Origin of the sequence: Streptomyces sp. NPDC086766, from assembly GCF_044746005.1 — a bacterium.
Lineage (GTDB): Bacteria > Actinomycetota > Actinomycetes > Streptomycetales > Streptomycetaceae > Streptomyces.
On the sequence record NZ_JBIVBI010000022.1, the window covers coordinates 78,702 to 100,663 of the forward strand.

Sequence of the window (21,962 nt, forward strand, 5' to 3'; positions counted from 1 at the left end):
GTACACCACACAGTGCGGCTTGGGGGGCTCCCGGAAGAATGTCTGTCCCGGACGGGGACACGAAGCACCTCGCCATGGTGGGGTCGGGTGCAGACTTGAGGTTAACACTACCGGATCCAACAAACATTCCCCCTCTCGAAATCCGGCAAGCGCCCGTTTTTCAATCCATGCCGGCAGCGGTGAGCGGCAGCACGCCCGCTCCCTGCAGGTCGAGGTTCAGCCGGTTGGCGGCCCAGTCCGCGCCCGCGAGACGCTCCACCTTGTCGGCGGTGTCCGCGTCGGCCAGCGCCATGACCGTGGGCCCGGCGCCGGAGATCACCGCGGGGATGCCGTCCGCCCGCAGCCGCTCCACCAGCGCCGCGCTCTCCGGCATGGCCGGGGCGCGGTACTCCTGGTGGAGGCGGTCCTCGGTGGCCGGGAGCAGCAGTTCGGGGCGGTGGGTGAGGGCCTCGACGAGCAGCGCCGCGCGGCCCGCGTTGACGGCCGCGTCGACGTGCGGCACGGTGCGCGGCAGCAGGCCGCGCGCGGTCTCGGTCAGCACCGGCTTCCCGGGCACGAAAACCACCGGAACGATGGAATCGGAGGGCTCCATCCTGATGGCGCGGGCCGCTCCCCCCTCCATCCAGGACAGAGTGAACCCGCCCAGCAGACAGGCCGCGACGTTGTCGGGGTGTCCCTCGATCTCGGTGGCCAGTTCGAGCAGGGCCGCGTCGTCGAGCCTGGCCTCGCCGCCTATCGTCACCGCGCGGGCGGCGACGATGCCGGCGCAGATGGCGGCGGAGGAGGAGCCGAGGCCGCGGCCGTGCGGGATGCGGTTGGCGCAGACGATCTCCAGGCCGCGCGGCTGCCCGCCGAGGACGTCGAAGGCGGTGCGCAGGGAGCGTACGAGCAGGTGCCGCTCGTCGCGGGGCAGCGTCTCGCTGCCCTCGCCCGCGATGTCGATGTGCAGCCCGGAGTCGGCCACCCGGACGACCACGTCGTCGTAGAGCCCCAGCGCGAGGCCGAGGGCGTCGAAGCCCGGGCCGAGGTTGGCGCTGGTGGCGGGGACGCGCACCCGGACGGCGGCGGCGCGGAACGCTGGACCGGCCATCGCTCGATGACTCTCCTTGAGCTGCGGTCGAATGGAATTCGATGGATACGGGAGTGTGGGGACCCTCGGACCGCACAAACGGCGCGGGGCCGCGCGCCCTGTGAGGGCATATGCGGCGGGCGGGTTGAGTACAGCCTATCGAAGGAAGGTTCTGTGGCGACATAGGGCGCACAGGAGGCGCACGATGCGTGTCGTAAGCCCCCCGTGCACCCCTGCCGGGGCGTCCCCGGACGAGGACGCGCCCGGACCTCCCGGGGTCGCGCGACCGGGCGGCACCGGGCGCGCGGACCCGCACGGACCAGCGCGGACCGGTCGTACACGCCCGTGCGGAGCGGCCGTGCGGACCGGCGGCACGCACCGGCCGCGCGGTCGGCCGCACCGGCCGGGGCGAGCGGGGCGTACTGACCGGGCGTTCAGGCCCGGCCGTCCGGACGGGGCGTTTCCGGCCCGCGGGGGCCGGAGGGAACGTTTCCGGACGGACCGGACCACGCGGGTCAGGCGAGACCCAGGCGCTCGGCCGCCGTCGCCGCGTCGACCGGGACGGTGACCGGCTGCGGGGCGCCGGCGACGGCCCAGTCGGGGTCCTTCAGGCCGTTCCCGGTGACGGTGCACACGATGCGCTGGCCCGGGTCGACCTTGCCCTGCTCGGCGGCCTTCAGCAGGCCGGCCACGGACGCGGCGGACGCCGGCTCGACGAAGACGCCCTCCTGGGCCGCCAACAGGCGGTAGGCGCGCAGGATCTCACGGTCCGTCACCTCGTCGATGAGGCCGCCCGACTCGTCGCGCGCCGCGAGGGCGTACGTCCACGAGGCCGGGTTGCCGATCCGGATCGCGGTGGCGATGGTCGCGGGGTCCTTGACCACCTCGCCGCGCACGATCGGGGCGCTGCCGGAGGCCTGGAAGCCCCACATCCGCGGCGTGCGCTGCGACACCCCGTCGGCGGCGTACTCCCGGTAGCCCTTCCAGTAGGCGGTGATGTTGCCCGCGTTGCCGACCGGCAGGACGTGGATGTCGGGCGCGTCGCCGAGCATGTCGACGATCTCGAAGGCGGCCGTCTTCTGGCCCTCGATGCGTACCGGGTTGACCGAATTGACCAGCGCGACGGGGTAGTTGTCGCTGAGGGAGCGGGCCAGCGTGAGGCAGTCGTCGAAGTTGCCGTCGACCTGGAGGATCTTGGCGCCGTGCACGAGGGCCTGGCCCATCTTGCCGAGCGCGATCTTGCCCTGCGGGACGAGGACGGCGGAGACCATGCCGGCCCGTACCGCGTACGCGGCGGCGGAGGCGGAGGTGTTGCCGGTGGAGGCGCAGATGACGGCCTTCGCCCCCTCCTCCTTCGCCCGGCTGATGGCCATGGTCATGCCCCGGTCCTTGAAGGAGCCGGTCGGGTTGGCGCCCTCGACCTTGAGGTGGACCTCGCAGCCGGTGCGCTCGGAGAGCACCTGAGCGGGGACGAGGGGCGTACCGCCTTCACGGAGCGTCACGACCGGCGTGCTGTCGGACACCGGCAGCCGGTCCCGGTACTCCTCGATGATTCCGCGCCACTGGTGGGTCATTGCTGGTTACTCTCCTTCAACCCGCATGATGCTGGCGACACCCCGCACGGTGTCGAGGCTGCGCAGCGCCTCGACGGTCCCGTTCAGGGAGGCGTCGGACGCACGGTGGGTGACGACGACGAGGGAGGCCTCGCCGTCCTTGCCCTGCTGGCGGACCGTGTCGATGGACACGCCGTGCTCGGCGAACACGGTGGCGACCTGGGCGAGGACGCCCGGTTTGTCGGCGACGTCGAGGCTGATGTGGTAGCGCGTGACCGCGTCGCCCATGGGCGAGACGGGCAGGGCCGCGTACGCGGAGTCGCCGGGGCCGGTCGCGCCGCTGAGCCGGTTGCGGCAGACGGCGACGAGGTCGCCGAGCACGGCGGAGGCGGTGGGCGAACCACCGGCGCCGGGCCCGTAGAACATCAGCTGCCCGGCGGCGTCCGACTCGACGAACACCGCGTTGTAGGCGCCGCGCACGGAGGCCAGCGGGTGGCTGAGCGGGATCATCGCGGGATGCACGCGCGCGGTGACGGAGGCGCCGTCCCGCGCCCGCTCGCAGATGGCGAGCAGCTTGATGGTGCAGCCCATCTCCCTGGCGGAGGCGAAGTCGGCGGTGGTGACCTCGGTCATGCCCTCGCGGTAGACGTCGTCGAGCCGGACGCGCGTGTGGAAGGCGATCCCGGCCAGGATGGCGGCCTTGGCGGCGGCGTCGAAGGCCTCGACGTCGGCGGTGGGGTCCGCCTCCGCGTAGCCGAGGGCGGTGGCCTCGTCGAGGGCCTCCTGGTACCCGGCGCCCGTGGAGTCCATCTTGTCGAGGATGAAGTTGGTGGTGCCGTTGACGATGCCGAGCACCCGGTTCACCTTGTCGCCGGCGAGGGACTCGCGCAGCGGCCGGATCAGCGGGATGGCGCCGGCGACGGCGGCCTCGTAGTAGAGGTCCTTGCCGTGCTCCTGCGCCGCCGCGTGCAGGGCGGCCCCGTCCTGGGCGAGCAGGGCCTTGTTGGCGGAGACGACGGAGGCGCCGTGCTCGAAGGCGGTGGTGATGAGGGTCCGGGCGGGCTCGATGCCGCCGATCACCTCGACCACGACGTCGATGTCGCCGCGTTTGACGAGGGCGGTGGCGTCGGTGGTGATGAGGTCCGGGTCGATTCCCTCGCGCACCTTGGAGGGCCGGCGCACGGCGACCCCCGCGAGCTCCACGGGGGCCCCGATACGGGCGGCGAGGTCGTCGGCGTGCGTCGTCATGATGCGCGCCACCTCTGAGCCGACAACCCCACAGCCCAGCAGCGCCACCTTCAGCGGACGCGTACGCATCATCCGACCTCGTTTCCTCTCACCGTCTACGGTTGGACCAGTCTCACTCACCGGACCGGAGTTTCTATCTTTTGTCCGGATCGTGAGACGTTTATTTCATTTTCGCAGGGTCGCTCGACAGGAGATCTTCCGGGACCTTCCCGAACGGGAAATTCTTCGGTTTCCCGGTCTCCGTCTTCGCCTTCGTCTTCGCCTTCGTCATGGTCTCCGTCTTCGTCTCCGTCCCGGAGCGTCTACCGGCTGGACCCGCCCGAGCGGGGCCTTACCCGGGCGGTGTCCCCACCCCAGCGGGGCCTCCACCCGAGCGGGGCCTTACCCGGGCGGTGTCCCCACCCCAGCGGGGCCTCCACCCGAGCGGGGCCTTACCCGGGCGGTGTCCCCATCCGAGCGGGGCCCGCACCGAACGGAGCCGCCACCGGGGCCGTCACCCGACGTCGAGACGCAGCACGTCCTCCTCCGTCTCGCGGCGGACGATCACCCTGGCCGCACCGTCGGAGACGGCGACGACCGGCGGACGCGGCACGTGGTTGTAGTTGCTCGCCATGGAACGGCAGTACGCCCCGGTGGCGGGTACGGCGATGAGGTCGCCCGGCGCCAGGTCGGCGGGCAGGAACGCGTCCCGCACGACGATGTCGCCGCTCTCGCAGTGCTTGCCGACGACCCGGACGAGCATGGGCTCGGCGTCGGAGGAACGCGAGACCAGGGCGACGCTGTAGGCGGCGTCGTACAGCGCGGTCCGGATGTTGTCGGACATCCCGCCGTCGACGGAGACGTAGGTGCGCAGGCCCTCGAGCGGCTTGATGGTGCCGACCTCGTAGAGCGTGAAGGCGGTCGGGCCGACGATGGCGCGGCCGGGCTCGACGGAGATGCGGGGGGTGCGCAGCCGGGCCGCGTCGCACTCGCGGGAGACGATCTCGTTGAGCGCCTTCGCGATCTCGTGCGGCTCGCGCGGATCGTCGTCGCTGGTGTAGGCGATGCCGAGGCCGCCGCCGAGGTCGATCTCGGGCAGCTCGATGCCGTGCTCGTCCCGGATGTCCTTCAGCAGCCCCACGACCCGGTGGGCCGCCACCTCGAACCCCGAGGTGTCGAAGATCTGCGATCCGATGTGGCTGTGGATGCCGATCAGTTCGAGCCCGTCGAGCTGGAGGGCGCGGCTCACCGCCTCGGCGGCACGGCCGCCGGCGAGCGGAATGCCGAACTTCTGGTCCTCGTGGGCCGTGGCGATGAACTCGTGGGTGTGCGCCTCGACGCCGACCGTGACCCGGATCTGCACCCGCTGGCGCTTGCCGAGGGACTGCGCGATGTGCGCGACCCGCACGATCTCCTGGAAGGAGTCGAGGACGATCCGGCCGACGCCGACCTCGATCGCGCGCCGGATCTCCTGCTCGGACTTGTTGTTGCCGTGGTAGGCGATGCGGTCGGGGTCCATGCCGGCGGAGAGGGCGGTGGCGAGTTCGCCGCCGGAGCAGACGTCCAGGTTGAGCCCCTCCTCGTCCAGCCACCGCACCACCGCGCGGGACAGGAACGCCTTGCCCGCGTAGAAGACGTCGGCGTCGTGGCCGAAGGCGGTGCGCCAGGCACGCGCCCGGGCCCGGAAGTCGGCCTCGTCGAGGAAGTAGGCGGGCGTACCGAACTCCTCGGCCAGGCGGGTGACGGGAACGCCGCCGACGGTCGCGACCCCGTCCTCGTCACGGGCGACGGTCTGGGCCCACACCTTGGGGTCGAGGGCGTTGAGGTCGGCCGGCGGGGCGGAGTAGTGGCCCTCGGGCAGGACATCGGCGTGACGGGGCCCGGCGGGGTGTGCGGAACGGCTCATGACGTGTAGTGCGCTCTCTCAGAGATGTTCGGGTGCGTCGATGCCGAACAGGGACAGGCCACCGGCGAGCACCGCCCCGGCGGCTTCGGCAAGCGCGAGCCGGGCACGGTGGGCGGCCGAGGGTTTCTCCTCCCCCAGCGGCAGCACGCCGGGCAGGAACGGCAGCACGGCGTCCGCGACGCTCACGAGATGCCGGGCGAGCCGGTCGGGCGCCCGGTGCGCCGCCGCCTGGGCCAGGACCCGGGGATGGTCGGCGAGGGCGGTGAGAAGAACCGCGGCGGCCGCTGGGACGGCGGTGGGCTCGGAGGGGGTGCGGAAGGTGGCGACGTCGGCGTCGGAGGTGGTGCGGAAGGTGGCGACGTCGGCGTCGGAGGTGGTGTCGCTGGTGGACGAAGCCGGCGGCTCGAAGGCGGTTCCGTCGGTCGTCGCCCGAGAGACCAGCGGGCCGGGCTGGGAGGAGAAGCCGAGGTCGGCGGCGTTGCGGCTGAGGGCCCGGGTGCGGGCACAGGCGTACCGGACGCGGAAGAGAGGGTTGCTCTCACGCTGGACGAGGTGCTGGTCGCCGATGCGCGGCCGGTCGTGGGCTCCGGGATGGAGCAGCGCCCACCGCCCGGCGTCCCGCCCGAGGGGAACGGGGTCGGCGGGTGCTGGAACGGGACGGATGTTGACGTCGAGAGGGGAGGGCGGGTCACCGCTCCGCCTCCAGAGATCCAGATCGACCCCGAGCACGGCCTCCCACGCCGGCAGCGGCGGGCCCTCGCAACTGCTCCGCAGCAGGGCGCCCTGCGAACGAAGCAGCCGCGCGACCACGTCCGTGACGACGACGGCGCGTACGTCCTGGGGACAGTGGAGCTGGTACAGCTGCCCGGTGAGCTGGTCGGCGTGTCCGTACCGGGGCCCGCGCCGCAGGATCTCCTCGACGAGCCGCGTGGACGCGGAGCTCCGCAGACTGATGTTGAGGAACCCGGGCCCGGTGACGGTCACGTCGGTGATGCCGTCGAGGCCGACGAGGCGGGTCCGGAGGATCTCGGCGACCCGCAGGGGCGGCTCTCCGGCCGGGCGGGCGAGCTGAAGGGCGACGTTGGTGGCGTAGTCACCGCACCCGCCGGGCCCGGGAACGGTCACGAGGGCCCGCTCCGGCACGGCCACCCGCAGCTCCCCGTCCTCGACAGCACGACGCACCGCGCCCAGCACGGTACGGGAGAGCTCGACGGGGGTCACGGGGACAAGCGTAGGGGAGGAGGGGGGTGGGTATGCGAGCCGATTTGGCCGAGGGTCCGCTATGTGGACGTGGGGCGGTTCGCGGAGGGGGTGGAGTGCGGAGGGGGCGGGGCGGCCCGGGGCAGGCGGTGATGTGGGACGAGGGCGGCCGGGGCAAGGGTTGCTGTGGGACGGGGTGGGCGCGGGACGAACGTCGCCCCGGGGAGAAGGTGGGTCGGGTGGGGACGAACGTTGACGCGGGGCGAGCGGCGGTATGGGACGCCGAGAGGGCGCCACCGCCGAAGCGCCCGACGACCAGCCGGCGGCCGACCGGCCCGGCGGAGCGTCAGCCGCCGACGACGGGCCCGGCCTGCTGAGCGTGCGGGGCCTCATGACTGTCGTGGCCCTCTTGACTGTCATGGGTGTCGCAGGTGCCGTGTGAGCCCTCCCCCTCATGGCAGTCACCGGAGTCGAGGGGAGCGGGGTGGAGAGGACGGGCACCGGTAACGAACTCGCCAGAAACGAACTCGCCGGAAACGAACTCCCCAGAAGTCCCACCGGCACCAGCACCCACGGCACCCACCGCAGCCCCAGACCCCCCGTGGGGAGCCGCACTGATCCCCCTCCCCCGCCGCCCGATCAACTCCCAAACGGTCCGCACAAGTTCGGAAGGCTCGAAGGGCTTGGCGAGAAAGGCGTCGATCCCGACGTCGAGACCGGCCTCGACCTCCGACTGCGTACAGGCGCTGACGATGGCGAGCGGGAGATCCCGCGTCCGCGGATCGGCACGGAGCCGAGCGGCGGTACGGAGCCCGTCGAGTCGCGGCATGACGACATCGAGGGTGACGACATCGGGCCGCACCTGATGCACGAGATCAAGGCACTCGGCACCATCCGCCGCGGTCACGACCTCGAGCCCCTCCAGCTCGAGATTGACCCTGATCAGCTGCCGGATGACCTTGTTGTCGTCCACAACAAGCACCCGCCCCGAAGCGTCTGGCACAACTCGAGAGTAGGTCCGGACCGGCCACCGCGTCCGGCTTTTCCCCACTTCCAACCCCCGCGAGGGACCCCACCCCGCACCGACACACCCCCGAGGTGAGCAGAGCGGAAAACGTTCATGACCACCCCCACGGAGCTGGTAGTGTTCTACCCGTCGCCGCGCACACAGCGCACCCGACACGCCCCCGTAGCTCAGGGGATAGAGCAACGGCCTCCGGAGCCGTGTGCGCAGGTTCGAATCCTGCCGGGGGCACTCGCCGAGGATCAGCAAGGATCAAGCGCTGACCAGGGCGGATGCCGACAGAAGAGGGCGGGAGTCAGTCTCACTGACTCCCGCCCTCTCTCGTTGTCTCTCAGCGTTCGCGACACACCTCCGACACGCCCCCAGGGCTTCGGCGTAGTCGGCGGGCGCCCGTTTTGTGATCATGCGAGGCCGAGGAGTGCGAGTGGTCGGCGGGCGTCGCGTGCGTTGCGACGGAGGCCGGCAGCGATGTTCTTGACGCCGCTCAGCCGGAGGGCGCCGACGGCGAGGTTGCGCCAGGTCGCCATCGCGCGGGGTGCGTTGCCGGTCCGCAGCTGGGAGGCGTCCTCGGCGAAGGTGGTGTCGCGGACGTGGTGCAGGGCCTCGATCTTCCAGTGGTCGCGGATCAGTCTCGCGAGTTAGACGGGGGTGGCCTGCTCGGCAGTCAGGCTGGTCACCGTGTAAACGGTCGTGATGGTGGTCTTGCCAGTCTTGCGGTCGGTGCGGCGGCGCTTGATCTGGGCAGCCTGGCGGGCGCCGGGGAAGAGCAAGTTGTTCACGGTGGCGACCTTGATCCGGCGGGTCTCCGCGCGGCCGTGGCCGGCGCCCCGGGTGCGGCCCTGGAACGGGATGTCCTTCCAGGGAAGGGACTTCAGCTGCTTGCACAGCTTCTTCCGGTTGCCCTTGACGATCGCGATGTAATGGGCCCCGCGGCCCAGGAGGTAGGCGGCGTGCTCGCGTTGCGTATGGAGCGCGTCGCTGGTGACCACGGTTGCGGCCAGGTCGGCGACGGTGTCCAGCAGCGGCTGGAAGCGTGTGACCTCACCGGTCTTCTCGCCGACGTCGAGCTGGGCCAGGACCAGCCCGGTGGTGTGCTCCACCGCGGCGAGCAGGTGGATCCTCCGCCCCTGGGCCTTCGCCGCACCGCGCAGGGACTTGCCGTCCACGGACAGTCCGCGCAGCCCGGTGCTCTCGGGCCGGCGGTCGGCAAGCCATCCGCCCACCGCCCGGTCCAGGGCGTCACCGTCGATGCGGGCGAGCAGCCGGCGGACCGTCGCCTCCGAAGGCACCAGCCTCCGGGGCAGTACTGGATCGGGGCGCACGCCGAGTCGCTCCAGCACGTGCGGCGGCGCGTCCGCGATCCACTCGCCGACCGCCAGCAGCGAGGTCGCGCCGGTCAGCACCGCGCACGCGGTCAGCGTGAGCACGACGGCCAGGGCATGGCGCACGCCGCGCGGATCGCGCGGATCCGGCACCTGAGCCAGCCGCTCCAGCAGGCCGAGCACCTCCCCAGGCCCGACGTCGGCCTGCTCGCGGAGCCGGTCAAGGGCAGGCGGAATCAGGGATGATGCGTCGGCAGGCACGGTCTTCCAGGCAGGTCACGGGGCGTAGAGCACTCCATGATCACGGGAACCTTCCCCGCATCGTCCCCCGGGTCACAGCAACGCCGCAGCCTCGCCTGCCACCCAGGTCTGCCAGACACGACGGGTGTTCAGCAGGTCAGGGCGGTCAAGGAGCCAGAGCACATACCCGGCGTGGCACCGGGCCCACGGACTGTCCGAATCGGCTGCCCGATCGAGCCTGCCCCGCAGGTCAGCGCTGTCGACAGCCCGGGCAACCCGCACGTATTCGCGATCCTTGCAGCGATACGCCCGGTGGACGACGATCTCGACCAGGTCAGTGAGCTTCGCCTTGACCGCCTCCTCCTGGCGAACACGGGCCACCTCCCGGATCAGGCTCTGCTTCGTACCCCACGCCTTCGCATGCTGCGTCCACTCCAGCGGGTACCTCGCCTCCCACTCCAGGAAGAGCAACACATAGGGCAGCCCCGGCCACGCCGCCAGATCCCCGCCCACAGGACCACCCCACACCCCATCAGGCAACGAACGCCTCTGGGCTTGCTGATGCCTCCGGCGCGCCTGCAGAAAGGCCGGCTCCCGGCACTGCTCGTCCGCTCCCAGGGGCCGCGTCAGCAGCCACATCTCGTTGGACCGGGCGAGCGCGTCCGTGACCTTCCTCTGGGCCTCCGCCAGATGGACGAGCGCTGCACCTCTCGCAGCCGGATCCTCCGCTATAAGCCCGAACGCCCAACCCAGTCGCTCAGCCCATGCACAAGCGTCGTCCGCATCTGTATCTGCCTCTTCAGCCACGCACGGGATCATCTCCTAGCACAGTCGGCTCGCTCCACCCGACGATGCGGGGGGAGACGCAAGGGCTCCGAGGCGCAACGGACATGAGCAGGAACCGCCCGCTCTCCCTCTCGTCATCTCAAGTGATCACGAAACGGACGCCCGCCGACTATGCCGAAGCCCTGGACACGCCCCCTCGCGTCGTCTGCCGCGTCCGCACCGCGGAACCGTCTCCGCCGTCAATCTGCTTGCCCTGTCCTCTGCGCCTCTCTACGCTCACTCGCCACCCCAGGTAACGAGCACGAGAGGCCAGATTGATGACAGAGGACACGGATGAATTCGAAGTGCGCGGGCAGTGGTGGCTCCCTGACAACAAGGGGAGCAAGGTACCCGGCACTCTCAAGAACTCCGAAACGCACGGGGCAGAACTGCACCTGATCGGAGCCCTTGATTCACGCATCGGCGAGGACGGCATTTATCCACGCATCCACGGGCTAGCGGATGGAAAGTCGTTCACCTTAGAGGACTGTTTCCGGTCATTCCTGAGAAACGGTGAGGCAGAGAAGATACGGGTTCAACAGATCTTCAGAGGCGCTTGGTACACCGACAACGAAGAACCCGACTGCGATCAGGTTACTACACGACCTCGCTACCTCACCCAATGGATCGGAAATCGAGGGGTGCGCAGCGACTACATCCCCCCGAACGAGCTAGGAGACGGAAAGAACGGGAAGCCCGTCGCAATCCTGCGTGCCACTCTCCAACCCAAGATGTCCGCAACCCTCACAAGCGGAATTACCGTAAATATTCACCACGGCGTGACAGAAGAACCCCACACCGGAACGGAACAAAAGATCGTAGAATGGCGTGAGATCAATCTGACATTCCCCGGGAAAGTTTCCACCTCGGACGCGCTGGCACACATGAGCGACGCTCAAGATCTCATCAGCATCGCCACCGGCCGCACGGCGGAGTACGACAGCGTCCGATTCCTCCACCCCGACATCGTATTGAACGTCGCAGGCTCAGAGTATCGGGACCGCATTGACTTCTACGCAGACTGGATGGCTCGCTACACGAGCAAGAAGCCGGGGGTCATCCACCCCCATGAAATGCTCTTCACCTTCGATGACCTCGGAGGCATCAAAGGTCTCGCGGACTGGATGACAGCCGCCAAGCGTCATCGCTCCACGCTTGGCAGGGTGATGGCCAGCAAGTACCGAGAAGGCCTGTTCATGGAGGACAGAATCTTCAGTCGCGTAGCCGCAATCGAGGCGTTCGCGCGGGACCGGATAAACTATAAGGGCGTCAAACTGCCCGGCGCACTGAAGCACTGTCGAGAACTCGCGGGTGAGAAGTTCATTGACCTAGTGGGCGATGTCGAAAAGTGGTCACAGGTCATCAAGTCAAATCGTGATGATATTGGCCATCATTACGGAAGGCGTCCCGACCAGGGTGGAGCACAGAAGTACGTCCTTGCCGAGTCTGTGTATTGGCTGTTCATTCTATGCATGCTCCGAGAGGCCAAAGCACCGACAGTAGTATTTGAAAAGATCAAGAATCACTCCGAATGGGCATGGCTCGCCCCCAAAGTCCATGCAGTTGTCCAGGCGGGGTAAGGAGTACATGCCCATTCGGAGCACGAGACTAAGGGCTGTCCCGTAAATGATCGTTCTCGCGGTCGGGGCCGTCCCTGCCGTCGCGACGACCGGGCGCCTACTCGGCGAGCATGAGGTTGTGCATGTGGGCGATGCCGGATATCGCGTGGTGGACGCCGTCACCGCGTAGGCGGCAATCGCGCAGGATCTTCCAGGTCTTCATGCGGGCGAAGGCGTGCTCGACGCGGGCTCTCACCCGCTTGTGGCTCCTGTTGTGGGCCTGCTTCCATGCCGGGAGTTCCTTGCCCTTGCGGCGGCGGTGCGGGATGACCAGGCCGGTGCCCGGATAGCCGCCGTCGGCGATCGTGGTGGTGCTCCCGACGGCGGCCTTGGCGCCGGACTCGGCCCAGGCCCGGCAGTCGTTCCGGTTCCCCCGCAGCGGCCGGCCGACCACGACCACCAGCCGGGTGTCAGCGTCGATGACCACCTGATGGTTGGTGGAGTAGCGGTAATTTTTGGACTGCTCGGCCACATTGTGGTCCCGGGTGGGGACCAGCGTGCCGTCCACGATCAGCACCGCGTCCTTGGCGAATCGCTTTCGCGGCTGGAGCGCGAACTTCGGGCCGAGGTGGTCGATGACGCGGTCGGCTGCGGACTTCGATACCCCGAAGAGCAAGGCCAGTTGGCGCAGCGTCAGGTTCGTCCGCCAGTACGCTGCCACCAGCAGCACGCGGTCCTCCAACGACAGCTTCCACGGCCGTCCCCGGCCGGAGGCGTCGGCGCCCGCGCGCCGCAGCTGAGCCACCAGCTTGCCGAAGGCGCGCGGGCTCAGCCCGGTGAACGGGGCTATCCAGGGCGGCTCCGACGCCGTAATCACACCAACCACGGCCAAGATCGTCGCAGACGTTGCTGCGAACCGATTAAGGAGTCAGTGCAGCAGAGACGCCGGCCAGGCGGTCGGACGACAGAGCGCTGTTTGCGGGGTTGCGAACCGAGTACTCGCCGTCGTTGATACGGACACCGCGTTCGGTGGTCGTCCAGCGCGCCGGACCCCACAGGCCTTGGGCTTCGAGGAGGGCGGCGGCCAGCGCGTCGGCGGCCTCGGCTTTGGCGCGGGCTCGCAAGGCAGCGGCCAGGCGATCCTTCGCATCGTTCGGTGGGGCGTCGTCACCGAGGGCGGGCAGCAGGAGCAGCAAGCGGGCGTGGGGGTCTGTGGTGGTGCCGCCGGGCAAGGCGTTGCCCGCTGCCGCGACCAATTCCGGCCAGGACAGGCCGGGGCCCATGAAGTGGCCTTCCTCCGTGGCGAGGAGCTCGGCCCGATCCCAGTCGGGGTGGTGCAGGAGATAGTCGACGCCCTCGTCCTCCTCGAACGTGCGGTAGACGATATGGAGGCGGTGGCCGGCCCGCAGCGGGATGGTGAAGGTGGGCCAGTCGGCCTGTGCGAACAACTGGCGCTGGAAAGCTCCGGCCGCCTCGTAGTCGGCTCCGTACAGCACCTCCTCCACGTCTGTGCTGTCCGCCCAGTTGTGGAGGTGTGCCAGCCAGAACAATCGCCCGTTCAGCAGCTCAGGCCGGTGAGTGAACGGCTCATCGCCGTAACCCGGCAACCGGGCAGGGTGCAGATCCGCGCTGTTCGTCACAGAGGTCATCATGCCGCCCGGCGTTGCTGAGACGATACTTCGATACTTACGGGACAGCCCTTAGGGGTCCTTTCAGATGCTGGGTCCTTGCGGGCGAGGGTCATGCAGTGGGCGAGTTGGAGGAAGGCGTCGTGCATGTCGTCTCGGGTTTCCCAGCGGGTCCGGAGGCGGCGTGGGCCGTGGAGCCAGGCGATGGCGGACTCGGCAACCCACCGCACCCGGCCCAGGCCCGAGCCGTGTGGTTCCCCGCGCCGGGCGATCTTGGGGACGATGCCGCGCTCGCGCAGTCGGCGGCGGTAGATGTCGTGGTCGTATCCGCGGTCGGCATATAACGCCCGGGGCTTGCGTCGAGGCCGGCCGCGCTTGCCGCGCACCGGGGGCAGGCCGTCCACCAGCGGCAGGAGCTGGGTGACGTCGTTGCGGTGTCCTCCGGTCAGCGACACCCGCAGCGGGATGCCGTGCGCGTCGGTCAGCACGTGGTGCTTCGAGCCAGGCCGGGCACGGTCAACCGGGCTCGGGCCGACTTTTGGGCTGCTTCGCCCCCGCTTGGCCTGCACGTGCGAGGCGTCGATGGTGACGCGGGAGAAGTCCAGGCGGTCCGCCGCCCGCAAGCGGTCCAGCAGCACTCGCTGGAGTTCCTCCCACACCCCGGCCTCCTGCCATTCGGCCAGCCGCCGCCAGCAGGTGGGACCGGAACCGAAGCCCAACTCCTGCGGCAGGTATTCCCACTGGATCCCGGTGTAGAGGACGAACAGCACACCCTGCAGTGTCCTGCGGTCCTCGATCCGCTTGCGCCCCGGATGCCGGAACCGCCGTTCGTGCTTCGGCAACAGCGGCTCGATCACCGCCCACAGCTCGTCACTGATCTCCCACGGCTTCCGCCGTGCCACGGGTCACCCCCACAAAGACGGAATCACTTCCACCTCCACCGTGCCACAGGAAGATCATTCTGCAAGGACCCCTTAGGCAGATGAGGGTCTGAGTCTGCGGGGTGGGCCCGCGTTCTGCCCCTCCTGGGTGCCCCTTGCGAGGGCTCGCGTTCGCCGGGAGCCTTCACCTTCAGTGCCGACGCCGGTTGCTCTCGAAGGCCGTGGAAACGGTGCGTACAGAAACAGGGTTCTCTGGCGGCGCCTTCGACACGCCATCGCCGTGCACGGCCTGCTGTCGGGCCAACTCCCTTTGCTGCGCTAGAATCGCCTGCTCTTTGGCGACTCGTTCCTGAAGCCTCTTCGCCTGCCTATAGGCCCTCGCGGCTCTCGTTCGCTTCTTCCTCGCCATGGCCCAATCATCGTGTCGGCTGCGGGCGTTGAGTAGGTCTCGGGCGCTGTCAGTCGTCGGACTTGTCGTCGTGGAGCTGGCAAACGTGGCAGCCGCCACGCCGGCTAGTCGCCCGCGCCGCCCTGGCCTAGCGGGAGGAAGCGGCTCTCTACCTCCGACGCCGGATGTACCAGCCCGCCACCAACACGATGAGGATGGCGACCACGAAGGCCCACACCGTGACGGCGCTGTCGTACGAGCGATAGGCCACGAGAGCATGCATGCTGTGTCGGATACCCGGGATGTGTGAGCACAGGCAGGGACCGTTCATGCCCTCTGTCGAATGCGTGTCGAAGGCGCCGAGTAGTCGCAGCTTGGCGTCCGGGGAGCGCCAGGTCAGAGGCGATGCGTAGGTGATCACACCCAGCGCCTTCAAAAAGCACAGGCGCTCCGGGCTCCCAAAACCTCTGACCTTACGACGCGGTGGGTTCGCCAGTGATGTGAGCGATGGCCGCGTCGAATATCCGGTTATCGGCGACGATGTGACAGGCCCCCTCCAGCCGCGGCGCCCTGACATACCGCACGGGCACACTCCGAGCGACACCAAAGCTGCACAAGAACCTCACAACACCTATAGGATCTCCTCCGATCTGCTCTGTGATAAGGGCGTGCGTGTCGGGGGCGGAATGCTTCCAGGCCAGCACAGGCGGACATGGATCGCCAGCAGACGCTGAGCACAACAACTAGGGGGCGTGCATGTCTCATCGGGATGACCCGAGGTGGTCAGGGTCCAACGGTACCCAGGATGAGACGAGCAGAGGTAGGAGAGCCCGTCGGCCCTTCGGAGGCCTGATGCTCGGGCTTGTGGCCTTGGCCATTAGCGTCTCGGCGTGCTCCGGTGGGGGTCAGGACGACAAAGCATCAGCCAGATCTTCGGCTTCGGCGAGCACGTCTACGTCTTCCTCCCTCACGTCTTCCTCTCCCACGCCTTCGTCGTCCCCGTCCGCGACTCCCTCGAAGCAGCCCGTCATCAAAGTGACGGTACGCAATTACACCGACTGGAATCTCCAGAAGGCCGTAGCAGAGGCTCGCAGGCACCACGTCAAGTCGGTGTCTTACGCGGACGCGAGCGAGCTGGGGCGCACCGTGGTGCACACCTACAACTGGAAGGTGTGCTCGCAGACGCCGTCCGCTGGTGTCTACAGCACGGCCACGAAGCTCTCGTTCAAGATCGTAGGAGTCAACGAGTCATGCGCCCGTCCCCCGCGCGCCTCGTCTGGTAGTACGTCCAGCAGCGGCGGGTCGTCTTCCTCTGGTGGCTCTGGCTCCAGCTCGGGCGGGAGTACGTCGACGGGCGGCAGCTCCACGAAGACACAGCTGTGCAGCATCCGGTCCAACGCCGGTAACTGCTACCACGCCGGACAGTTCTGTCGGAATTCCGACGTGGGGGCAACGACCACGGACTCGGCCGGGCGTGAGATCACCTGTGGCTATGAGGCGGGCGCAAACCGGTGGCACTACTGAGAGTCCTGATCGTCAGTGGCCGCGTCCGGGCGGCTTGAAGGACCTGAGGATCGCAGCCCGACGGGTGGCATACGAGTTACCCATCAGCGCGTAGGTCCTGACGGCATCAGGAACGTACGACGGGGCACGAGGGCAGCAATCAGCGGCTTGGGCTCGGCCACGGGAGGGGCCTTACTGTTGGGCCTAAACCTGCGGGAAGGAACTCCTAAAGCGGGTGTTGCAGGGCACTTCGCCGTCTCCGCGGTGCGCAGCGAGGGGGCCCCGCCCCGGGTCGTTGTTCTGTCCGTCAGCCATCACCCCACCTCCGGTCTACCTGCCGATCTTCGTGCATTCCTAGAGCAGTTGGGTGAACGCGCCGATACCATCCGGAATCACGGAGGCCACCGAGCTACCCCCCCCCAGGCCCAAGACCTCACCGCCTTGCTGTCTCTAGAGAGGTGCCTGATGGCGACCTTCAACGTTCGACCGGACATCGATGCTGCCGCCTCGAAGCTGAACAACACGTTCGGCGCCAAGAGGGAGATCAAAAGGCTTCCCGAGGTGCTGTGGGAAGGCGAGCTCGTAGACATGCTCGCCACAGGCACCTATGCCAACGGCACGGGCATCGTGGCCATGACGAACATGCGACTGCTGTTCTTGAAGCATGGCGTGATGTCACAGACGGTGGAGGACTTCCCCTACGGCAAGGTCTCCTCGGTGCAGTGGCAGGGGGGCCTGATGATGGGGACGCTGACGGTGTACACGTCGGGTAATCGCGCGGACATCAAGAACATGCCGAAAGACCAGGGCAAGGCGATGGCTGACAAGCTGCGCATGCACATCGCACAGGGCACGCAGCCAGGCGCGGCGCCCATGGCGGCGCCTGCGCCCGTACCCGGCCAGGATGTCGCGTCCAGGCTGGCGACGCTTGACCAATTGCGTGCCGCAGGTGCGATCACGGATACGGAGTATCAAGACCGGCGGAAGGCGATCATCGACAGCCTGTAGGCCCACGCGAGGCAACGGCCCAACATGCTGGCAGGCCTCTGCCGGCCGCGGCGGCTCGCCCGTCTGGGCCGTCCCTGGGCCGTCCGAGGCCGCTCGACAGTGGCCAATGACGACCAACGATGACCACCAGCCGCCCAAGTACACCGCGCCTGACCAGCAAAAACCCAGGTCGCCAAGATCTCCGACAAGACCCAGGGCAAGAAGACTCCTCTGGCTCCCTGCCGATTGTGGGAGCTGTCCGCCTCTGACCTGGCTACTGCCCCGGGCCGGTTGGACCGCCTGCTCCAGGGCGAGAGGCGCCTTTGAGCCATCGGCTCACAACGCCGATCGACGCCCCAATCTCTGCCGCGAGCGCCGTGATGGTTGGCCGCTTCCCCCTCGGACGCCAATAGCGCTCGCGCAGTTCGGCTATCAGCGAGTCGGAGTAGCGCCGGCCCATGTGGTGCCGCTCTCCTGATGGCATCGTTCCGTGGGTCTTCTTGTCGGCGATGTTCTCAGCCTGCGTCCCTGCCATCAGGTGGGCCGGATTGTTGCAATTGTTCCGGTAAGCATCTTCCGTGCACTTATGTAGGATCATCTGGTGCCGGATGTCAGCGAGCGTCAGTCCATGTGCGACCACGTACGCGATGCGATGTGCAGGGACGGTGTTCTGCCCTTCGAATCGCATGAAGCCGTAACCGAAACGGTGTCGGGACTTTGCAATCCACGGCCAACAGGCGTCCGGACCAGCGGAGCTGTCCACGCGAGCATGGAACTCGGAGACACGAGCAAGGTGGTCGAGTACGTTAAGGTCGCCCGCGGCAATGTTCCAGCCGCCGGGCGGGGCCGCCACCGGCTCGGTCACGTCTCGGACTCCAGTGCGGCCTTCGCGGTAGGCTTCCCACCGGTCGGCTAGGTTTTCCCCGACAGTACCGGGCTTGAGGTGAGCAGGATTGCAACACGGTTTGTAATCGCATAGATGCCGCAATACAAGAGCCCAATCCGGCGCCTTACGCAGGCGTCTGGCTAGGGTGAACGCCACCACATGAGCCAGCGATGATCCGGTCATGCCTTGCCCGGTAGCCGTCTGCCCGTAGTGATTGGGCTTACCGCCGATCCACGGCCAACAAGCTTTAGCTCCGCCGGATCGGTCTACCCGCGCCCAGAACTTCGCCTCCCGCCACAAGCGACGCTCCGGTGTCTCATCGAGTCCATACCGGATACCGCCGTCAGAGGTCCTGGTTCCGGCAGTGCCGTGAAGATGTTTGTAGGTCCGCCCATTGACTAACTGATTGACTCTCGACGGCGTCGCGCCGAGCATCGCTGCTACCTGCTTCTGCGTCATCTTGCCGGAACGAACCATCTCCAGTGCCCAACGGGCCTCGGCATCCGACAACGACCGTCTCGTCATGGGCGGAAACCGTAGAGCATGCCTCTGACAACGAGCCCCTGCCAGCCACGTCCAACCGGTTTCTCAAGACGGAGTGTTCGTGTGCCAGACCCATGCCAGATCGTGTGGAAACCCACAGGGCGCAAGGGGACTGAGGCATCAGGAGTCCCCAGGGGACAGCCACGCCTTGTCTCCCTCCAGTCCGTTCGGATCAGAATCCCGCATCCGGACCGGCAAGATCAACGGGTGCAGCGAGGGGAAGCAGGCTGGATGGGCACGTGCCACAGTCGTGCCAGATGCAGGGGTCAACTGCGGTCAACAGGGGTGACTGGCAGGCACACGGGCACCCGCCAGTTCGGCAGTGGAAGCCTGCAGGTCACCCGCAAGACACCCCAGCCTCTCCCCTAACGCGGTGATCATGTCTACTTGCGGCGCAGGGCGTACCATCCCACAGTCAGCACGACAAGGAGCGGCTCAAATTCACTAGCTGGCAGGCGAAGCGAACTCTATGAGGACACTGTGACGTCGGTGATCTTGGCGGTCACCTTCGTCGAACGGCTAGTAGTGGAGATGGAGACCGGGTCGTAGGTGAGCTGATCTTGCTCGGCCAGTTCCATTGTCTGGATGACGGGGCCGCTTTCGTCGCCGTGGATCTCGTAGGTGATGGAGAGGGTCTTCTCCGGGTCCAGCGACGTCACGCTGAGGTACGACAGGTTCGGTTCTACCGTGATATTGCACCCGGCAGAGCCGAAGCACTGCTTCTCCGTGGTCTTCAGGGTCAGCGCGAAGTCCTTGAGTGTGGGACTGTCGTTGTAGGTCTGCTGGGCGTCCTCGATCGCCTCAGTGGGGTCCTCGGCGGGCGCTGCCGGCGCCGACGCGGCAGACGTTGGCTTGGAGTCCGTGGACACCCTGTCGGAGCCGGAGACAAGCATTGCGGTGATTCCGGAGGAGATTGCCGCGGTGATCACGGCTCCCACGATCGCCCCGATCAGGGTGCGCCTGCGCGGGAATGCGGGTGGCGACGGCGGGACGGGCGGCATCGGCGGCATCTCGGGGATGGCTTCAGTTCTTTCTTCCACGTCATGGTTCCTTTCGACGCAAGTCGCTATTTGGTGTGGTAGTTCACTTGAAATCAGGGCCACGCCAACAGCCGCAGCGGCGAGCGTCGGCCATCCGAACCGACCCCGCGGAGCGAGAGTCTGGCCCCGTGACGCGTTTCGGCCGAGAACGGGCTGTGGCCAGAGCGCGGCGGCGTGTCCAGTCATAGAACTGCTTGAGCTGCATGCCGAGGGCGGCGGTCCGGGTGGTTATGGCGAGCGAGCGAGCGACCGTCACAACCGGTGCTACTGGTCACGCGTCCACTGTGGCCGGCGGGGGCCGCCGTGCCGTGGCAGGTGGAGTAGCGCAGAGTGCAGCGCCCCGACCTGAGTCTCGTCGCCTTCCCCTGCCGGTCACCACCAGCCGCCGCGGCTGCGCCAGATTGGTGTGTGCCGCCCCGTTGCTTTCCGGTGGACCAGCACGCCGACGATGTAGAACGGCTTGACGATCCACCAACCCGCCCACACCTCGAAGACGAGGCACCACCACAGCAACACGAACGGCGCGGTGATGCAGCCAGCTCCGCCGCCGCTGCGGCGCCGCCCTCCTCCAGTCAGCGGGATGCTGCCGCCGATGGAGAACGGGCCAGGAAGGGGGATGCGCCAGCGCAGCCGCATGGGCGTGTGCCTTTCGTGACTACTTGCCGATGCGGATCTTCTCGCTGTCAAGCAAGGCTGTATGCGTCGTCGCGACGAGCATGAGCAGCACAAACAGCAGCCCGGCCCAGTTCTTCGGGTCGTTGCCGGATACAGCGGTGGAGAAGACCAAGGTGCCGACCTCGACGACAACGTAGACAGCCGCCAACCAGGGCTTGATGACACCCTTCACGGCGGCCACAACGAACGGCACCGCTGCGAGCAGACTGAGACTGACCAGTGGCACGAGCGTCCAGATCACCTGGGCGAGGGTCGACCCGAACATGCGCGGCCGGGTCGGGGTGATCGGCGAGTTGACGTACGGGTTCGGGCTATAGGCCATGAGTGTCCCCCAAGTTCGTTGCACGACACAGTCATTGTGAGGGAAGTGTGTTGGTTGCGTGCACAACAAGCTGGCATCGTGTCAGATCTGTGACGCATGCAGCTACCTGCGACGGTCACCCGTGAAGCTCTTCACCGGAATCCGGCTGACGCCGGAAATCATGGAGCACGCCCAGTTCACCCAAGGCCTGGCGCCAATGCGCAGCGGCTGACCGGCTCTCACCGGCCCAGACAGTGGCTGATCCGGTCTTCCACGGAGTCTGCAGCCAGGTCTCTGGACGAGTGCGTGTCGACGTTCTCGACCCAGGGCACCGGCGTAGACGGCAACGTGCGGGGACAACGACAGCGCCCGACAGCGCGTCGCGGAAGCGGAATCGGCTCACTGAGCCAGACCGCCTAGGTCTGCCCGCATATTCTAAGCACCGGGTCGCGCCCCGAGTGAGTGTCGAACTGCGTGACAACGCCAGCGCACAGCGACGGACAAACGCGAACGTCTGTGCACCATCGCCACAGATGACAAGAACAGTCAGCCAAGGTAGGGCGCCAGCTCAAGTTGCTTCGGGACGAAGTAGTCGCCGGGCAAGACAGCTGACGCAACGGACGCAGCCGACGTAGCAGTTGCGCGGTCAAGGTCGACTGGCATCCGCGTTCACGCCACGGTTCTCGTTCAAGTCGGGTCCGGACTCGACACGCTTCTATGCGTTACTGCCATACTGACGAGACGCTGGACTGAGCCCAGCACTGCTGGGTTCGGGACTGTGTGCACTCATGGCACTTGTATGCCGTCGCGCCACTCGCTCCAACTGTGAGGCAGCGTCTCAAACTGTGTGCGAGAGGATGATGGCTATGGTGACTTCCTTGCTGGTTGCTGGCCGTCAGATGGTGGCTGGCTTCTGCGAAGGCATCGTTGGCGGAGCCTGCTTCGCCTTGATGACGGGTGCAGCAGTGCCGGGCTGAGTCCAGCGTTTTCATGTCGTCCTCTGACATCCACCGCTGACAGCAACGAGGACGGATATAGAGGCACTCGCGTGACCCTGGACGTACGCCGCATCGGCTCGGATCCATGGCTGAGCCATAGACGGATCGAACTCCTACTGATCTTTTCGTAAGTTCGGTGGGTGTGGTGGGTGGAGGGTCAGGCCGGTATGGGCGAGGAATGACCATGGCAGTCGGGGGTTGGCGTTG

The 21,962-nt window shown here is 67.6% G+C and carries 18 protein-coding genes, 1 tRNA gene and 1 pseudogene; 3 read left to right on the plus strand and 17 right to left on the minus strand.

Annotated features, from left to right (window positions below; all coding sequences use genetic code 11):
- Nucleotides 1–160: 160 nt before the first annotated feature.
- From thrB to ACIPM1_RS30010, 6 genes and pseudogenes are all read right to left on the minus strand, one after another.
- A complete protein-coding gene (thrB, locus tag ACIPM1_RS29985; protein ID WP_356191978.1) occupies nucleotides 161–1,090 on the minus strand; it encodes a homoserine kinase in 930 nt (309 codons plus the stop codon).
- Nucleotides 1,091–1,584: 494 nt separating this feature from the next.
- Nucleotides 1,585–2,643 carry a threonine synthase gene (gene thrC, locus ACIPM1_RS29990; protein ID WP_356191976.1) on the minus strand — a complete coding sequence of 353 codons (1,059 nt, stop codon included), beginning with the start codon at nucleotides 2,641–2,643 and terminating at the stop codon, nucleotides 1,585–1,587.
- A gap of 6 nt (nucleotides 2,644–2,649) precedes the next feature.
- Nucleotides 2,650–3,942 (minus strand): homoserine dehydrogenase, encoded by a 1,293-nt coding sequence (locus tag ACIPM1_RS29995; protein WP_356191974.1) that lies wholly within the window; start codon nucleotides 3,940–3,942, stop codon nucleotides 2,650–2,652.
- Between the two features lie 421 nt (nucleotides 3,943–4,363).
- The gene (gene lysA / locus ACIPM1_RS30000) at nucleotides 4,364–5,755 is read right to left on the minus strand and encodes a diaminopimelate decarboxylase (RefSeq protein ID WP_402439880.1); all 1,392 of its coding nucleotides are present in this window, start codon (nucleotides 5,753–5,755) and stop codon (nucleotides 4,364–4,366) included.
- An 18-nt stretch (nucleotides 5,756–5,773) separates the two neighbouring features.
- On the minus strand, nucleotides 5,774–6,976 hold the full coding sequence (nrtL, locus tag ACIPM1_RS30005; RefSeq protein ID WP_402439883.1) for an ArgS-related anticodon-binding protein NrtL: 1,203 nt from the start codon (nucleotides 6,974–6,976) through the stop codon (nucleotides 5,774–5,776).
- A 541-nt stretch (nucleotides 6,977–7,517) separates the two neighbouring features.
- Nucleotides 7,518–8,006 (minus strand): annotated as a pseudogene (locus ACIPM1_RS30010) (response regulator); the annotation flags it as partial.
- Nucleotides 8,007–8,138: 132 nt separating this feature from the next.
- Between ACIPM1_RS30010 and ACIPM1_RS30015 the strand changes: the two are divergent.
- Nucleotides 8,139–8,210: transfer RNA gene (locus ACIPM1_RS30015), tRNA-Arg, on the plus strand.
- Nucleotides 8,211–8,617: 407 nt separating this feature from the next.
- On the opposite strand, the gene ACIPM1_RS30020 is transcribed toward ACIPM1_RS30015, so the two are convergent.
- Together ACIPM1_RS30020 and ACIPM1_RS30025 are read right to left on the minus strand one after the other, a co-directional pair.
- Nucleotides 8,618–9,562, minus strand: coding sequence for an ISAs1 family transposase (locus ACIPM1_RS30020; protein ID WP_402439885.1), 945 nt, complete (start codon nucleotides 9,560–9,562; stop codon nucleotides 8,618–8,620).
- Between the two features lie 72 nt (nucleotides 9,563–9,634).
- Nucleotides 9,635–10,348, minus strand: coding sequence for a hypothetical protein (locus tag ACIPM1_RS30025; protein ID WP_402439888.1), 714 nt, complete (start codon nucleotides 10,346–10,348; stop codon nucleotides 9,635–9,637).
- Between the two features lie 296 nt (nucleotides 10,349–10,644).
- Between ACIPM1_RS30025 and ACIPM1_RS30030 the strand changes: the two genes are divergently transcribed.
- Complete coding sequence (locus ACIPM1_RS30030; protein ID WP_402439891.1) at nucleotides 10,645–11,946, plus strand: hypothetical protein; 1,302 nt, start codon at nucleotides 10,645–10,647, stop codon at nucleotides 11,944–11,946.
- Between the two features lie 97 nt (nucleotides 11,947–12,043).
- On the opposite strand, the gene ACIPM1_RS30035 is transcribed toward ACIPM1_RS30030, so the two are convergent.
- The 5 genes from ACIPM1_RS30035 to ACIPM1_RS30055 all read right to left on the minus strand — a co-directional run bounded on the left by ACIPM1_RS30035 (nucleotide 12,044) and on the right by ACIPM1_RS30055 (nucleotide 15,853).
- Entirely contained in the window at nucleotides 12,044–12,811 is a 768-nt protein-coding gene (locus ACIPM1_RS30035) for a transposase (RefSeq protein WP_402439894.1), read from the minus strand.
- 34 nt (nucleotides 12,812–12,845) lie between these two features.
- Complete coding sequence (locus ACIPM1_RS30040) at nucleotides 12,846–13,565, minus strand: hypothetical protein (RefSeq protein WP_402439897.1); 720 nt, start codon at nucleotides 13,563–13,565, stop codon at nucleotides 12,846–12,848.
- An 8-nt stretch (nucleotides 13,566–13,573) separates the two neighbouring features.
- Nucleotides 13,574–14,455: an IS5 family transposase gene (locus ACIPM1_RS30045; protein WP_402439899.1), complete on the minus strand. Its 882-nt coding sequence runs from the start codon at nucleotides 14,453–14,455 to the stop codon at nucleotides 13,574–13,576.
- 536 nt (nucleotides 14,456–14,991) lie between these two features.
- Complete coding sequence (locus tag ACIPM1_RS30050; RefSeq protein WP_402439902.1) at nucleotides 14,992–15,105, minus strand: LPXTG cell wall anchor domain-containing protein; 114 nt, start codon at nucleotides 15,103–15,105, stop codon at nucleotides 14,992–14,994.
- Between the two features lie 622 nt (nucleotides 15,106–15,727).
- Nucleotides 15,728–15,853 (minus strand): hypothetical protein, encoded by a 126-nt coding sequence (locus ACIPM1_RS30055; RefSeq protein WP_402439905.1) that lies wholly within the window; start codon nucleotides 15,851–15,853, stop codon nucleotides 15,728–15,730.
- A 937-nt stretch (nucleotides 15,854–16,790) separates the two neighbouring features.
- Between ACIPM1_RS30055 and ACIPM1_RS30060 the strand changes: the two genes are divergently transcribed.
- A complete protein-coding gene (locus tag ACIPM1_RS30060) occupies nucleotides 16,791–17,333 on the plus strand; it encodes a PH domain-containing protein (protein ID WP_402439907.1) in 543 nt (180 codons plus the stop codon).
- A gap of 253 nt (nucleotides 17,334–17,586) precedes the next feature.
- Here ACIPM1_RS30060 and ACIPM1_RS30065 read toward each other — a convergent pair whose 3' ends face one another.
- The 4 genes from ACIPM1_RS30065 to ACIPM1_RS30080 form a co-directional block, all read right to left on the minus strand.
- Nucleotides 17,587–18,723, minus strand: a complete 1,137-nt coding sequence (locus tag ACIPM1_RS30065) for an HNH endonuclease (RefSeq protein ID WP_402439909.1) — start codon at nucleotides 18,721–18,723, stop codon at nucleotides 17,587–17,589.
- Between the two features lie 485 nt (nucleotides 18,724–19,208).
- Nucleotides 19,209–19,781 carry a hypothetical protein gene (locus tag ACIPM1_RS30070; RefSeq protein ID WP_402439911.1) on the minus strand — a complete coding sequence of 191 codons (573 nt, stop codon included), beginning with the start codon at nucleotides 19,779–19,781 and terminating at the stop codon, nucleotides 19,209–19,211.
- Between the two features lie 372 nt (nucleotides 19,782–20,153).
- Entirely contained in the window at nucleotides 20,154–20,417 is a 264-nt protein-coding gene (locus ACIPM1_RS30075) for a hypothetical protein (protein ID WP_402439913.1), read from the minus strand.
- 19 nt (nucleotides 20,418–20,436) lie between these two features.
- On the minus strand, nucleotides 20,437–20,778 hold the full coding sequence (locus ACIPM1_RS30080; protein ID WP_402439916.1) for a hypothetical protein: 342 nt from the start codon (nucleotides 20,776–20,778) through the stop codon (nucleotides 20,437–20,439).
- Between the last annotated feature and the right edge of the window lie 1,184 nt (nucleotides 20,779–21,962).

What these genes read in the sequence shown, in the direction of transcription:
- lysA (WP_402439880.1), bottom strand. Translation starts at nt 5,755, where the DNA reads ATGAGCCGTTCCGCACACCCCGCCGGGCCCCGTCACGCCGATGTCCTG.
- ACIPM1_RS30055 (WP_402439905.1), bottom strand. Translation starts at nt 15,853, where the DNA reads ATGACGGGCTGCTTCGAGGGAGTCGCGGACGGGGACGACGAAGGCGTG.
- thrC (WP_356191976.1), bottom strand. Translation starts at nt 2,643, where the DNA reads ATGACCCACCAGTGGCGCGGAATCATCGAGGAGTACCGGGACCGGCTG.
- ACIPM1_RS30050 (WP_402439902.1), bottom strand. Translation starts at nt 15,105, where the DNA reads ATGCATGCTCTCGTGGCCTATCGCTCGTACGACAGCGCCGTCACGGTG.
- ACIPM1_RS30075 (WP_402439913.1), bottom strand. Translation starts at nt 20,417, where the DNA reads ATGCGGCTGCGCTGGCGCATCCCCCTTCCTGGCCCGTTCTCCATCGGC.
- ACIPM1_RS30065 (WP_402439909.1), bottom strand. Translation starts at nt 18,723, where the DNA reads ATGACGAGACGGTCGTTGTCGGATGCCGAGGCCCGTTGGGCACTGGAG.
- thrB (WP_356191978.1), bottom strand. Translation starts at nt 1,090, where the DNA reads ATGGCCGGTCCAGCGTTCCGCGCCGCCGCCGTCCGGGTGCGCGTCCCC.
- ACIPM1_RS30030 (WP_402439891.1), top strand. Translation starts at nt 10,645, where the DNA reads ATGACAGAGGACACGGATGAATTCGAAGTGCGCGGGCAGTGGTGGCTC.
- ACIPM1_RS29995 (WP_356191974.1), bottom strand. Translation starts at nt 3,942, where the DNA reads ATGATGCGTACGCGTCCGCTGAAGGTGGCGCTGCTGGGCTGTGGGGTT.
- ACIPM1_RS30080 (WP_402439916.1), bottom strand. Translation starts at nt 20,778, where the DNA reads ATGGCCTATAGCCCGAACCCGTACGTCAACTCGCCGATCACCCCGACC.
- ACIPM1_RS30060 (WP_402439907.1), top strand. Translation starts at nt 16,791, where the DNA reads ATGGCGACCTTCAACGTTCGACCGGACATCGATGCTGCCGCCTCGAAG.